We start from the raw sequence: 14442 nt of genomic DNA, 5'->3' as shown, positions 1-14442 counted from the left end.
TACGTACTGTAAGCATTGTTAGCAGATTTTTCCTGCGCCGCCAGCAACGGCTGCTCACGACGCCCGTTAAAGGCTCCAATCCCCCTAATCGTAGATCGCCGGGTATAATGCGCCGCCGCGAAGTCAGGCAACTCTGGCCGACGCCGCTTGTAAACAGTCGTATATTTTTGTTCACAATTTGCCAGGTGGTTTTATGGACAGCATCAACAGCCGCATCGCCGAGGAACTCGGCGTACGCCCACAGCAGGTCGCAGCGGCCGTCGCTCTGCTCGATGAAGGCTCAACGGTGCCCTTCATCTCTCGCTACCGCAAAGAAGTGACCGGCAGCCTCGATGACACTCAATTACGTCATCTGGAAGAGCGCCTACGCTACCTGCGTGAACTTGACGAGCGACGCATCAGCATCCTCGCCAGCATTGAAGAACAAGGCAAGCTGACCCCGGAGCTGGCGCGCGATATCAAACTTGCTGACACCAAAACCCGCCTCGAAGATTTGTATTTACCCTACAAGCAAAAACGCCGCACCAAGGGACAAATCGCCCTGGAGGCCGGTCTCGGCGAATTGGCCGATGGCCTGTTCAACGACCCAAGCCTGACGCCTGAAGGCGAAGCCGCCCGCTTTGTCAGCGCCGAAAAAGGCGTCGCCGATGTGAAAGCAGCGCTCGAAGGCGCCAAGTACATCCTGATGGAGCGTTTTGCCGAAGACGCCAACTTGCTCGACAAATTGCGTAGCTTCCTCAAGCAGGAATCGGTGATCAGCGCCCGCGTGGTGGCTGGCAAAGAAGAAGAAGGCGCGAAATTCCGCGATTACTTCGAACACGACGAACCCCTGAAAAGCATGCCATCGCACCGTGCCTTGGCTATTTTTCGCGGGCGTAACGAAGGCTTTCTCAGCGCCTCGCTGAAGGTCGGCGATGAACTGCCGGGCGCCATGCACCCCTGCGAAATGATGATCAGCGAACGCTTCGGCCTGCAAAACCAGAATCGTCCTGCTGATAAATGGCTGGCCGAAGTGGTGCGCTGGACCTGGAAGGTCAAGCTCTACACCCACCTGGAAACCGATTTGCTGGGTGAGTTGCGCGAAGGCGCGGAAACCGAAGCCATCAACGTGTTCGCGCACAACTTGCATGACTTGCTGCTGGCCGCACCCGCCGGCCCTCGCGCCACGTTGGGCCTTGACCCTGGCCTGCGCACCGGCTGCAAGGTGGCGGTGGTCGATGCCACTGGTAAGTTACTGGATTACGCCACGGTTTATCCCCATGTGCCCAAGAATCAGTGGGATCAAACCATTGCCGTGTTGGCCGCACTGTGTGCCAAACATGCCGTGGATTTGATCGCCATTGGCAACGGCACCGCCAGCCGGGAAACCGACAAACTGGCCGCCGAACTGATCAAAAAATACCCAGGCCTGAAAATGACCAAAGTGATGGTCTCAGAAGCCGGCGCTTCGGTGTATTCAGCCTCAGAACTGGCTGCCAAGGAATTCCCGGACTTGGACGTGACCATCCGTGGCGCCGTGTCGATTGCCCGGCGCTTGCAAGACCCGTTGGCTGAACTGGTGAAAATTGATCCGAAATCCATCGGTGTCGGCCAGTACCAGCACGATGTGTCGCAACTGAAACTTGCCCGTGGTCTGGATGCCGTGGTTGAGGACTGCGTGAATGCCGTTGGTGTTGATGTGAACACCGCGTCGGTGGCCTTGCTAGCGCGTATTTCTGGCCTCAACTTTACGCTGGCACAAAATATTGTCGCCCACCGCGATGAAAACGGGGCGTTCAAGACCCGCGCCGCGCTGAAGAAAGTCAGCCGGCTTGGCGAAAAGACCTACGAACAAGCTGCTGGCTTCCTGCGTGTGATGAACGGCGAAAATCCACTGGATTCCTCCGCTGTTCACCCGGAAGCGTATCCGTTAGTGAAGCGAATTGCCGCCGAAACTGACCGCGATATCCGGTCGCTGATTGGAGACGCCAGCTTCCTCAAGCGTCTGGATCCGAAAAAGTACACCGACGAAACCTTCGGCCTGCCTACCGTGACCGACATTCTGCAAGAACTGGAAAAACCAGGCCGTGACCCGCGACCCGAGTTCAAGACCGCTGAGTTCCAGGAAGGCGTCGAAGAACTCAAAGACTTGCAGCTGGGCATGATCCTCGAAGGCGTGGTCACCAACGTGACCAACTTTGGCGCATTCGTCGATATCGGGGTCCATCAGGACGGTTTGGTGCACATCTCGGCGTTATCGGAGAAGTTCATCAAAGACCCACGTGAAGCGGTGAAAGCAGGCGATGTGGTGAAGGTCAAAGTCATGGAAATTGATATCCCGCGCAAACGCGTCGGGCTGTCGATGCGCATGGGTGATACCCCCGGCGAGAAAATTGATGGCGCACGCGGCGCACGTCCAGGCTCAGCGGCACGCTCACAACAGAGCACATCGCGCAAAGAAGCCCCGGCCGCAGTGGCCCCGGTCAATCACGCCATGGCGTCTTTGTTCGCCAACGCCAAGCAGTTGAAGAAGCGTTGATGGAGATCCCGGAAGGTCTTACCCAAAGCGCATTTTTCAATACGCTCGGCTGTCGACTGGTTCGCCTGGACGACGGCATTGCGCACGTCGCGCTGCCGCTGGAACCTCACCTGCGCAATCGCGGCAACGTAATGCACGGCGGAGCAATCTTCAGCCTGGTCGATATCACCATGGGACTGGCGTGTTCCAGTTCCCACGGTTTCGATCAGCAAAGCGTCACCATCGAATGCAAGATCAACTATGTGCGCTCGGTTTCCGAAGGCGAGGTGCTGTGCATCGCCAAGGTGCTGCACGCCGGCAGACGCACGCTGGTGGTCGAAGCGGAAGTGGTCCAGGGCGACAAACTGATCGCTAAAGCACAAGGTACGTTCGCCGTCATCTAGCTCTCGGGCGTGGATTTGAGTTAATTTCGACACTGCGTAAACAGAGTCGGAATTTTCAGCCTGCTGTGCGGCCAAATCGTGCAACAGGGCTTCGGCGGTCCAAACCATAACTAGGCGACGACGCCAGTTCTTCTCTTCACCCTTGTAGACGGTCATCTCCACCCCCATATTGGGGCGACTGACGCGTGAAGGAATCTAACTTGAGCGAACTTCTCAACCGCCGCCTGGCTCTGCTTAGCGAGCCTACTCACCTCTCCTTACTGGAGCAGTGCCTGCACGGTATTGAGCGTGAATGCCTACGCGTAACGGACCAGGCACGACTGGCGCAGACCCCGCACCCTGAAACATTGGGTGCCGCGCTGACCAACGAGCAAATCACCACGGACTATTCCGAGTCATTGCTGGAATTCATTACTCCGGCACTGTCGGACCCGGCTGACACGCTGGACAGCTTGGACAAGATCCATCGCTATGCTTACAGCAAGCTCGGCGCCGAGTACCTGTGGAGCCCTTCAATGCCGTGCCCATTGCCGGCCGAAGAAGATATTCCGATTGCCTACTACGGCACGTCGAACATCGGTCAGCTCAAGTACGTCTATCGCAAAGGCCTGGCCTTGCGATATGGCAAGGCCATGCAGTGTATCGCCGGCATTCACTACAACTTTTCGCTGCCGGAAAAACTCTGGCCCGTGCTTCGGCAAGCCGAAGACTTTGTCGGCAGCGATCGCGACTTCCAATCGTCATCCTATATCGCCCTGATCCGTAACTTCCGCCGCTACAGCTGGCTACTGATGTACCTGTTCGGCGCTTCGCCGGCCTTGGACGCAGGCTTTTTGCGTGGTCATTCGCATCAGTTGGAGCAATGGGACCCTGACACGCTGTTCTTGCCGTACGCCACCAGCCTGCGCATGAGCGATCTGGGTTACCAGAGCAACGCCCAAGCGGGTCTGACGCCGTGCTACAACGACTTGAGCAGCTACATCAACAGCCTGCGTAAAGCGGTGGCAACGCCGTATCCACCGTATGTCGAGATCGGCACCCGCAAGGACGGTGAGTGGATCCAGCTCAACACCAACATCCTGCAGATCGAAAACGAGTATTACTCGAACATCCGTCCGAAACGCGTGACCTATTCGGGCGAACGGCCGATTCAGGCGCTGATGGCCCGTGGCGTGCAATACGTTGAGGTCCGCTGCTTGGACATCAACCCGTTCCTGCCGATGGGTATCGACTTGCAGCAAGCACGCTTCATCGATGCGTTTGTGCTGTATTGCGCACTGCAAGACAGCCCGCAGTTGGCTGCTAACGAATGTACCAATGCGGAGTCGAACTTCCTGACGGTGGTCAAGGACGGTCGTCGCCCGGGTCTGGAACTGCGCCGCAATGACAGCACCATCGAGCTGAAAGCCTGGGCAAGCGAGTTGTTGGAAAAAATTGCTCCACTGGCGCAACTGCTCGATCAAAGCCATGGCGGCGAAGAGCACTCCCAATCAATTGCAGCCCAGCAAGCCAAGGTCAATGACGCTTCACTGACCCCTTCGGCCCAAGTATTGGCGAGCATGACCAGCCATTCGGAAGGCTTTACGGCATTTTCGTTCCGCCAAAGCCAGGCGCACGCGGAGTACTTCCGTAGTGAACCATTGAGCGCCGAAGATCAGGCCCACTTCGAAACGTTGGCCCGCACGTCCATTGCCGCACAGGCAGAACTGGAAAAAACCGAAGAAACCGTCGATTTCGATACCTTCGTCGGTTCGTATCAGGCGAGCATTTTGGCTATTAGTAACTGATCAAAGAGGGTGTGAGACCGAGTTTAATGGGGACGCAAACGGCGCGGTTTATCAGGTAAACCGCGCGATTCCATCCTCACCGACGATCAATAACTACAACGCCTTCTCGAAGATCTTCGAATTACGCTGATAGTTGTAGAGCGATGCCCTGGCGCTGGGCAGTCGATCAACGCTGCTGGGCTCAAATCCGCGCTCTCGAAACCAATGCGCTGTGCGGGTGGTGAGTACAAACAGGGTTTTGAGACCTTGCTCCCGTGCACGTGATTCAATCCGCTCCAACAGCACATCGCCGCGACCGCCATGGCGATACTCTGGGTTGACCGCCAAACAGGCCAGCTCGCCCGCGTCTGAGTCCGCGATCTGATACAGCGCGGCACAGGCAATGATTAACCCTTCGCGTTCAACCACGCTGAATTGCTCAATCTCGCGTTCCAGCACTTCCCGCGAACGGCGGACCAAAATCCCCTGCTCTTCCAGCGGACTTATCAAGTCGAGCAAACCACCGACGTCTTCAATCGCTGCCTCGCGCACCTGCTCGAATTGCTCTTGCGCAACCAACGTACCGCCACCGTCACGGGTGAACAGCTCCGTCAGCAGCGCACCGTCTTCGACATAACTGACGATATGGCTACGGCCAACCCCGCCGCGACAGGCTTCAGCCGCCGCCTCCAACAATTCAGCCTGATAGTTGCTGCCCAAACGCTGCATGTGCGCGGGAACCTGCTGCGGACGTAGTTCTCGCACCAAGCGGCCCTGCTCATCCAACAGCCCGCGCTCGGCACCGAACAGCAGCAGTTTGTCAGCCCCCAGATCAATCGCCGCCCGAGTGGCCACGTCTTCACAGGCAATGTTAAAAATCTCGCCCGTTGGCGAATAGCCCAGCGGCGACAGCAACACAATGGAGCGCTCGTCGAGCAAGCGGTTGATACCTTTACGGTCCACCCGGCGCACTTCACCAGTGTGGTGGTAATCCACGCCTTCAACCACGCCAAAGGGCCTTGCGGTGACAAAATTCCCGCTGGTCACCCGCAGTCGAGAGCCCTGCATCGGGGACGCCGCCAGGTCCATGGACAGGCGGGCTTCAATGGCAATACGCAGATGGCCAACCGCGTCGATGACACACTCCAGCGTCGCGGCATTGGTAATGCGTAAGTCACGATGAAAATGCGGCGTCAGACCGCGCGCCGCAAGGCGACTTTCGATTTGCGGGCGCGATCCGTGAACCAGTACCAATCGCACGCCCAAACTGTGCAACAGCACCAGGTCATGAACGATATTGCCGAAGTTCGGGTGCGCGACCCCATCGCCGGGGAGCATGACGACAAAGGTGCAATCGCGGTGGGCATTGATGTACGGCGAAGCGTGGCGAAGCCAGTTAACGTAGTCGTGCATAACGTGAAGCGCCTGTAAAAATTGGACGAAAGCGTAAGAACACACACTGCCTTGTGGTGGTTATCGTCGGAACAGGCATGGCAACACGCGCACTCTCCTTGTCGTTATTGGTCTTTGGGCGGTAGCCAGCCTCACAGAGTGGCCACCGAATTGAGGCAATAGTATTCAACCAACTGGCGCAGTAACAGCACTGTAGGCTCCAGGCGTGACATTTCTAAGTGCTCACCAGGTTGGTGAGCGCAGGCGATGTCTCCTGGGCCTAGCACCAGCGTCTCGCAACCAAGGCGCTGAAGATAAGGCGCTTCGGTGCCAAACGCTACTGCTTCAGCCTTATGGCCGGTTAAACGCTCCGCCACGCGCACCAATTCCGCATCTGCGTCTTGCTCGAACGGCGGCGCTTCCGGAAACAGCGGCGCGTAGTCGATCTGTACCTGATGCCGCTCGGCCAGCGGTTGCAGCTTCTGCAGGATGGCGGCGCGCAGCACGCGGGGGTCCATGCCGGGCAAGGGCCGCAGGTCGAATTCCAAAGAGCATTGACCACAAATGCGGTTAGGGTTGTCGCCCCCGTGGATGCAACCGAAGTTCAGGGTCGGGCTCGGAACGCTGAATTGCGGGTTGCGATAGTCGAGCTGCCATTGTTGGCGTAAGCCTTTCAACTCGGTGATGGCGTCGTACATCGCCTCCAGTGCGCTATGGCCCAGGCTTGGGTCCGAGGAGTGACCGCTGCGCCCGACAATATTAATACGCTCCATCATCACGCCTTTGTGCAGACGAATTGGCTTCAACCCGGTTGGCTCACCAATCACCGCCGCACGGCCCAGCGGACGACCGGCCTCAGCCAATGCGCGCGCTCCCGCCATGGAGCTTTCTTCGTCGCAAGTGGCTAGAACCAGCAACGGTTGTTTGAACGGTTTATCCAGCAGTGGCTGAATCGCTTCGATGACCAGTGCGAAAAACCCTTTCATGTCACAACTGCCCAGCCCCACCCAACGGCCATCGACTTCGGTGAGCTTCAGCGGATCGGTTTTCCACAACGCCTCGTCAAACGGCACGGTGTCAGTGTGCCCGGCCAACACCAGGCCACCCGGTCCACTGCCGAAACTCGCCAGCAAATTAAACTTGCCGGGGCTAACTTGCTGAATGTCGCAGGCAAACCCCAAGTCGCCCAACCAAGTCGCCAGAAGATCGATCACAGCGCGGTTGGACTGATCCAGTGCGGGCTGGGTGCAACTCACCGAAGGCGTAGCGATCAGGGCGGCAAATTGTTCTTTCATGGTCGGTAAGGGCATACAGGGTCTCCTAAAAGCGGTGCGACATTCTGTCCATCATAGGGCTATCGCGCCCCACTAATAAACCGTGACTACTCATGTCCTGTACACTGCTCGGCCTTGGCAGCCGCGTAATTGAAGGCTGCACTCCCGCTATTAGCGATTAGCTTGGATTTTCGGCCATGCAGAAAGAAACTGAAATCAAACTCCGCGTCAGCCGCGAAACCCTCGCTGCATTGCGCGAGCATCCACTACTGAAAAAACGCAACAAAAGTGGTTGGGAACGGCTTGAGCTGTTCAACCAATATTTCGACACCGCAGAACGTGATCTGGCCAACGCCAAAGTGGCTTTGCGCATTCGCAAAGATGGCGACGCAATTATTCAGACCATGAAAACGCGCGGCCAGAGCATTGCCGGTCTGTCTGAGCGCAATGAATACAACTGGGACATTCCCAAAGCCAAGCTCGACCTGAAGAAACTCGACGGCGAATGCTGGCCGCAAGAGTTGGCCGAGCTGGACAAGAAGACTATCAAGCCACTGTTCACCACCGACTTCATTCGCGAGCGCGCAGAAATCGCGTGGGGTCGTGGCAAGGCTAAAGTGGTGATCGAAGCCGCACTGGACTTCGGCAAAGTTGTGGCGGGCAAGCAGCAGGAAGAAATCTGCGAACTGGAACTCGAACTGCGTGAAGGCGAACCTGCCGCGCTGCTGGAGCTGGCCGCTGAATTGGCTGCCACACTGGCGCTGATGCCGTGCGATATCAGCAAAGCCGAGCGCGGTTATCGGCTGTTCGATGCCGACAGTTATTCGCTGAGCTTGCCTGCGCCGGAACTGAGCGCAGAAATGCCACTGGACGACGCCTACTCCGCGCTGGCTTGGCACTTGCTCGGCAGCAGCCAGCGTCTGGCGGAGCAATATCGTTTCAACGGTCACTGGCGGTTGTTGCAGGACTGGGTGGCGTTGCTGTCTGAATTGCGCGCATTGACCGGGAGCCTCGGTCAAGCCGCGCCCCGGACCTCGACGCATGAAATGCGCGTTGCATTGGATGCGCTGCTGGAAGATTGGCGCCCACTGGTTCAAGCCGGTCAGGACGATCCAGATGTGCGTAACGCCGCACACGAGCAATTTGTTGAAGAGCTGCAAGACACCCGCTGGGGCTTGTTCTCATTGAACACTTCGCGCTGGTTGCTGGCCCGCAGCTGGACCGCTGACCGCAACACTCGTGGTAATCGCCAGGGCGCTGCGCAGTTGGCCAACTGGGCACCACACCTTCTGGCGGAAGAAGCGACTTCGCTGCAATTAGGCCGCTATCAACAGCAGCCAGAAGACTTGGCGGAGCAACTGCCACGCATCGAACGCATCCAAGCCTGGCTGCACTTGGCCCGTGGCGCGCTGGACTTGCCTGAATTGGACCGTCTTTATGGCGAACTGAATAAGCTTGAGCTATTGGCCCATCAGCCGATCAGCGATGAAGTGCTGGATGCTCGGGTGCAACAGACCGTAGTGGTATTCCAAAGCCGCGCATGGAAAACGCTGTTGCGCCTTTAACATTCAAGTAGGCGATGCCGCACTGTCGCGCCGCAAACACCGGACAACTGTAGGAGCGAAGCTGGTACGACTCTTGGATTTCATTGACCCGGTTGATATCAAGCAGCCGCAGATACTGTGGGAGCAGGCTTGCCTGCGAAGGGGGCGGTAATCGCGCTGCTGATGTCGACCAGCAATTAAGGTTGCCTGCATTGATGCTTTCGTTGGCAAGCCAACTCCCACAGAAAAGTTGAACCTGGTCACCTACCGTTTAAATATCATTAATTCAATGGGTTATGCGGCGACATCAACAGCGCATCAACGCAAAATCGGTAAGCTGGTGGTTGACTTGATCTCTGACAGGGCCACGGTCGAGTTAACCTCTTGTATCCCCGGCACGAGCGACAGCTTTTCGAAAAAGAAACGCTCGTAGACTTCGATGTCCGGCGTGACTATTCTCAATAGAAAGTCCACTGAACCCATCAACACGTAACACTCCAACACCTCTGGAAAGCCGCGAATCGCTTCGGTGAACTCCGTGAAGTTGGAGCGGCCGTGGGCGTTGAGTTTCACTTCGGCGAAAATCTGCGTATTCAGGCCAATTTTTTTGCGATCCAAGAGGGTTACTTGGCGTCGGATTACACCTTCGTCTTTCAGCCTTTGAATACGCCGCCAGCAAGGTGATTGCGATAAACCCACCTGCTCCGCGATTTGCGCACTGGAGAGCGAAGCATCCTCCTGCAGCAAGGCCAGAATCTTCCGATCATAAAGATCCAACTCACTTTGCATAATTAATTCTCTATTTATCGATTGCTCGCATTAATCATTCGATTAAAAGCTATTTCGATCGATCATAGAAAAGAAATTTCTTTTCCTACATGCAAAAATTTCTCTCAACCTAAACGGGAGTGCATGAGCATGTCCAACGTTGAATCCATCACGCAGACCCCGTCACGCCCTGATGTCTGGGCAACTCATAACGCTCACGTTCGTGCGCGCTATCAAATTCTTGCCGAGGCTGAACCCGACCTGCTGTGTCGAGTGCTCAATTTGTTCGCCATGCAATACCTGATTCCGCAACAAGTCAGCGTTCTGCAGCAAGACCACATGCTGATGATAGAACTCCAGCTGGACGGTTTGACGTGGCATCGGGCTCAAGTCATTGGCGAGAAAATGCGCAGTTTGATTAACGTTTGCTCGGTGGAATTAGAACCCGCCGGGAGTCAAACCGGCGTATCGGCGCGTGTAGCCCTGACCGCTGGTTGATTCAGGGCAAACTTTCGTAACCTTTGCACTCGGTTCAGGTATCGCAGGCGCCTCGCCGCGGACTACTCTTGTCTAGCCGTTAATCGGTCAGAGCAGAACTGTCCCAAGGAGCCCGAATGTCTGTCCTCGCCTCAGTGACCCAAGACCGTCCGCTGGATCTAAACTATCTGCTGCGCGACTTGGTTGCTCAAGGTTTTACCGACCAGAATTGCGCAGAAGACGCCGTGAAACTGCGACGCACTGCCATGAATCTTCAACTGCATCCGCTGGAGTTTCTCGCGGCCCAGCAATTCGATAACTTGCAACGCCCCGGTAAAAAGCTTGATCTGGAAACCCTGACTGCTTGGCTCGCCCAGCAATCCGGGCAACCGTACATGCGGATCGACCCACTGAAAATCAATGTAGCGGCTGTCACGCCATTGATGTCGTACGCCTTTGCTCAGCGGCACAAGATTCTCGCCGTGGCCGTGGATCGCGATGCCGTGACCATCGCCAGCGCCCAGCCCTACGTCAGTGCCTGGGAAGCGGACCTGGCCCACGTCTTGAAGCTGCCCATCAAGCGCGTCATCGCCAATCCGGTGGACATCCAGCGCCTAACCGTGGAGTTTTTCCGGCTGGCGAAATCCGTCAGCGGCGCCAACGCCACCGATCAACGTTTGAGCAACATGGGCAACTTCGAACAGTTGCTCAAGCTTGGCGCCAGCGATCAGGAGCCCGATGCCAATGACGCACACATCGTCAATATCGTCGATTGGTTGTTCCAGTACGCTTTTCAGCAGCGCGCCAGTGATATCCACATCGAGCCGCGTCGCGAGCAGGGCACCGTGCGTTTCCGCATCGATGGCGTGTTGCACAATGTGTATCAATTCCCGGCACAGGTGACCATGGCCATCGTCAGCCGCCTGAAGAGCCTGGGCCGGATGAACGTTGCCGAGAAACGTAAGCCGCAGGATGGCCGGGTCAAGACCACCACGCCGGACGGTGGCGAAGTCGAACTGCGGTTGTCGACCCTGCCTACGGCTTTTGGCGAAAAGATGGTGATGCGGATTTTCGACCCGGAAGTGCTGCTGAAAAACTTCGATCAGTTGGGTTTTTCCAGCGATGACCTGCGCCGCTGGCAGGACATGACGCAACAACCCAACGGCATTATTCTGGTCACCGGACCCACCGGCTCGGGCAAAACGACGACGCTATATACCACGTTGAAAAAGCTGGCAACTTCAGAGGTCAATCTCTGCACCATCGAAGACCCCATCGAGATGGTCGAGCCTGCCTTCAACCAGATGCAGGTTCAGTACAACATCGACCTGACCTTCGCCAGCGGCGTTCGCGCCCTGATGCGTCAGGACCCGGACATCATCATGATCGGCGAAATTCGTGATCTCGAAACCGCCGAAATGGCAATCCAGGCAGCGCTTACCGGTCACTTGGTGCTGTCGACCCTGCACACCAACGATGCACCGAGCGCCATCAGCCGTCTGCTTGAGCTAGGGGTGCCGCATTATTTGCTCAAGGCGACCATCCTTGGCGTCATGGCCCAACGCTTGGTGCGCACCTTGTGCCCGCATTGCAAAGCACCGATTGAACTGGAAGAAAGCGATTGGCAAACCCTCACTCGACCGTGGCAAGCCCCCGTACCCACCGGGGCCCATCGCGCCGTGGGTTGCGCGGAGTGCCGCGACACGGGCTATCGCGGTCGAGCCGGGGTCTACGAAATCATGCTGATGTCCGATAACGTCAAAGCGCTGATTACCGCTGATCTTGACCTTACTGCCATGCGCCGCCAGGCGTTCAAGGAAGGCATGCGCAGCCTGCGCCTGTCGGGTGCGCAGAAGGTTTCATCAGGCCTGACCACACTGGAAGAGGTGTTACGCGTGACCCCCCAGAGCGAGCAAAAATAATTCAGCGGCACCCGCACCGGTAGGTATCCAAGGTAAGGTTTTGCCACATTTTGTGGCAGATCTATGCTGAGTTAAATCGCCTCTGAACCTGTATTTCTGCCTAAATGATCATCAACCATCAAAACAGGGAACCGTTATGCAAATCGGTAGTGTGCTTTTGCTTTTCGTCGCGTTGGCCATCGCCATCGTGTTCATGGGCTTCAAGGTTGTACCGCAGGGCTATCAATGGACGGTTGAGCGCTTCGGGCGTTACACCAATACGCTGAAGCCGGGCCTCAATATTATTGTGCCGGTGATGGACCGTATTGGCCGCAAGATCAACGTCATGGAAAGCGTGCTCGATATCCCTCCACAGGAAGTCATCACCGCTGACAACGCCACGGTGCAGATCGATGCGGTGTGTTTCTTCCAAGTGGTCAATACCGCGCAGGCCGCGTATGAGGTAAACAACCTCGAGCACGCGATTCGTAATCTGCTGCAAACCAATATCCGCACCGTGCTGGGCTCGATGGAGCTCGACGCCATGCTCAGCCAGCGCGACGGCATCAACGAAAAACTCCTGCGCACAGTGGATGAAGCCACCGCGCCATGGGGCATCAAGATCACCCGCATCGAAATCAAAGACATTAGCCCACCAGCGGACCTGATGGCTGCAATGTCTGGCCAGATGAAAGCCGAGCGGATCAAGCGCGCGCAGATTCTCGAAGCGGAAGGGCTTCGGGCGTCGGCCATTTTGACTGCCGAAGGCAAGAAGCAGGCACAAATCCTTGAAGCTGAAGGCGGTCGTCAAGCGGCCTTCCTTGAATCGGAAGCCCGTGAGCGTCAAGCAGAAGCAGAAGCGCGGGCGACCCAAGTGGTGTCCGAAGCCATTGCGTCAGGCAACGTTCAAGCGATCAACTATTTTGTCGCGCAGAAGTACATTGATGCACTGGGTAAACTGGCGTCGGCCAACAACAGCAAAGTGATCTTGATGCCGCTTGAAGCCAGCCAAGTAATTGGTGCGGTGGGCGGTATTGGCGAGATTGTCAAAGCCACCTTTGAAAGCAAAAAAGTTTAAGGCGTGACCATGTGGGACTACCTGCAACACCTATCGTATTGGGATTGGCTGGGGCTAGGCACTGTCTTGTTGATTCTTGAAGTCTTTGGCGCCGGCGGCTACTTGCTGTGGATTGGCGTCGCGGCAGCAGGCGTGGGCGTTCTTGGTTTTCTGATTCCGGCGATGCCATGGACGCTGCAATTTGTGTTGTTTGCCGTGCTCTCGGTACTGACTGCGGTGTATTGGTGGCAACGGCAACGCAGCGCGGTCAGGGTGTCGGATCAACCAGGGTTGAACATGCGCGGTCAGGAATTGATAGGGCGCACCTTTGTCGTTCAAAGTGCAATCGTCGGTGGTCGCGGCAAAATCAAGGTAAACGATGGGGTGTGGATGGTGGTCGGCCCTGACTTGCCGGTAGGCACCCAAGTGCGAGTGGTCAGTCAAGACGGGGCTGTTTTAAAAGTAGAAGCAGCTTCCTGAGGCGGTTATGGAACTCCAACGTGGCTTGGGCTATCCAACACTTCAGAACAACCACGTCGGAGTTACCCATCATGCGTCTCAAGTTTGCTGTAGCCACGTTAGCTCTGCTCTCACTCCCGGTCGGGTCGGCGATGGCCGACGGCTTTTGGCACGATGTGATCTCGTCAGGCGCTACAACCGGCTCCACGTACCTCACGTTCAGACACGACCGCAAATTGATCGTAGCGGCCCAAGACGATGCCGACAGTTTTGTCGCCAGCGATGGCGGTATTCGAGGTCCGTTTTTGGAAGCGGCGATGCAACAGGTACGTACAGATAATCCTGGCTTGAAAGCGACGGACATGGAATTGGCCAACGCGATCCTGGCAAAAAATTTGGTCGCAGAGCAATAACCCCATACAGCCACCTAGCTGCGCCCAAGAAAAAGCCTCGACGAGTCGAGGCTTTTTCTTGGCATCTGGAAATCGTTATTCGCCGATAGCGCTTTTATACGCAGCCGAATCCAGCAGCTTATCCAGCTCGGCCGTGTTACTTGGCTTGAGCTTGAAAATCCACGACGTGTAAGGAGCGGAATTCAACAGCTCCGGCTCGCCGCCCAAGCTCTCGTTAACTTCGACCACTTCGCCAGACAGCGGCGAGTAGATGTCGGATGCGGCCTTGACGGACTCGACCACACCAGCAGCGTCGCCTGCCGTGAAGACTTTGCCAATTTCTGGCAGCTCTACGAATACCACATCGCCCAACGCTTCTTGCGCATGGTCAGAAATACCAACGGTCACGGTGCCATCAGCTTCAACGCGCGCCCATTCATGACTCTCGGCGAAACGCAGGTCAGCGGGGATATTGCTCATATAGTCATCCTCTACATCAGGTCAGCGGAAA

13 protein-coding genes are annotated in these 14442 nt (G+C 56.6%); 9 read left to right on the top strand and 4 right to left on the bottom strand.

Annotated elements, in window-relative coordinates; translation table 11 throughout:
• Positions 1-193: 193 nt before the first annotated feature.
• From RHM59_RS18200 to gshA, 3 genes are all read left to right on the top strand, one after another.
• Positions 194-2518: a Tex family protein gene (locus tag RHM59_RS18200; RefSeq protein ID WP_322166558.1), complete on the top strand. Its 2325-nt coding sequence runs from the start codon at positions 194-196 to the stop codon at positions 2516-2518.
• On the top strand, positions 2518-2901 hold the full coding sequence (locus tag RHM59_RS18195) for a PaaI family thioesterase (RefSeq protein ID WP_322166560.1): 384 nt from the start codon (positions 2518-2520) through the stop codon (positions 2899-2901). The genes RHM59_RS18200 and RHM59_RS18195 overlap by 1 nt, the downstream gene beginning before the upstream one ends.
• Before the next feature lie 200 nt (positions 2902-3101).
• Positions 3102-4688, top strand: a complete 1587-nt coding sequence (gene gshA / locus RHM59_RS18190; RefSeq protein ID WP_322184593.1) for a glutamate--cysteine ligase — start codon at positions 3102-3104, stop codon at positions 4686-4688.
• Positions 4689-4781: 93 nt separating this feature from the next.
• Here gshA and argA read toward each other — a convergent pair whose 3' ends face one another.
• A complete protein-coding gene (gene argA / locus RHM59_RS18185; RefSeq protein WP_322166562.1) occupies positions 4782-6080 on the bottom strand; it encodes an amino-acid N-acetyltransferase in 1299 nt (432 codons plus the stop codon).
• Positions 6081-6211: 131 nt separating this feature from the next.
• Positions 6212-7369, bottom strand: a complete 1158-nt coding sequence (argE, locus tag RHM59_RS18180; protein ID WP_322184592.1) for an acetylornithine deacetylase — start codon at positions 7367-7369, stop codon at positions 6212-6214.
• 161 nt (positions 7370-7530) lie between these two features.
• Between argE and RHM59_RS18175 the strand changes: the two genes are divergently transcribed.
• Positions 7531-8898 carry an inorganic triphosphatase gene (locus RHM59_RS18175; protein WP_322285152.1) on the top strand — a complete coding sequence of 456 codons (1368 nt, stop codon included), beginning with the start codon at positions 7531-7533 and terminating at the stop codon, positions 8896-8898.
• A 297-nt stretch (positions 8899-9195) separates the two neighbouring features.
• Here the strand turns inward: RHM59_RS18175 and RHM59_RS18170 are convergent, their stop codons facing one another.
• A complete protein-coding gene (locus tag RHM59_RS18170; RefSeq protein ID WP_322285151.1) occupies positions 9196-9666 on the bottom strand; it encodes an Lrp/AsnC family transcriptional regulator in 471 nt (156 codons plus the stop codon).
• Positions 9667-9795: 129 nt separating this feature from the next.
• Here RHM59_RS18170 and RHM59_RS18165 point away from each other — a divergent pair, with 129 nt between their 5' ends.
• From RHM59_RS18165 to RHM59_RS18145, 5 genes are all read left to right on the top strand, one after another.
• Positions 9796-10143 carry a hypothetical protein gene (locus RHM59_RS18165; RefSeq protein ID WP_322166565.1) on the top strand — a complete coding sequence of 116 codons (348 nt, stop codon included), beginning with the start codon at positions 9796-9798 and terminating at the stop codon, positions 10141-10143.
• A gap of 116 nt (positions 10144-10259) precedes the next feature.
• Complete coding sequence (locus tag RHM59_RS18160; RefSeq protein WP_322285150.1) at positions 10260-12044, top strand: GspE/PulE family protein; 1785 nt, start codon at positions 10260-10262, stop codon at positions 12042-12044.
• 136 nt (positions 12045-12180) lie between these two features.
• Complete coding sequence (locus RHM59_RS18155; RefSeq protein WP_322166567.1) at positions 12181-13101, top strand: SPFH domain-containing protein; 921 nt, start codon at positions 12181-12183, stop codon at positions 13099-13101.
• Between the two features lie 9 nt (positions 13102-13110).
• Entirely contained in the window at positions 13111-13560 is a 450-nt protein-coding gene (locus RHM59_RS18150; RefSeq protein ID WP_322285149.1) for an NfeD family protein, read from the top strand.
• Between the two features lie 71 nt (positions 13561-13631).
• A complete protein-coding gene (locus RHM59_RS18145) occupies positions 13632-13952 on the top strand; it encodes a DUF2388 domain-containing protein (protein ID WP_322166569.1) in 321 nt (106 codons plus the stop codon).
• A 75-nt stretch (positions 13953-14027) separates the two neighbouring features.
• Here RHM59_RS18145 and gcvH read toward each other — a convergent pair whose 3' ends face one another.
• Entirely contained in the window at positions 14028-14411 is a 384-nt protein-coding gene (gcvH, locus tag RHM59_RS18140; protein ID WP_322166570.1) for a glycine cleavage system protein GcvH, read from the bottom strand.
• Between the last annotated feature and the right edge of the window lie 31 nt (positions 14412-14442).

Source organism: Pseudomonas sp. MH10 (assembly GCF_034353045.1).
Taxonomy (GTDB): Bacteria; Pseudomonadota; Gammaproteobacteria; order Pseudomonadales; family Pseudomonadaceae; genus Aquipseudomonas.
Note: the sequence above shows the minus strand (reverse complement) of the source record. Positions and strands in the feature narration are given on the sequence as shown.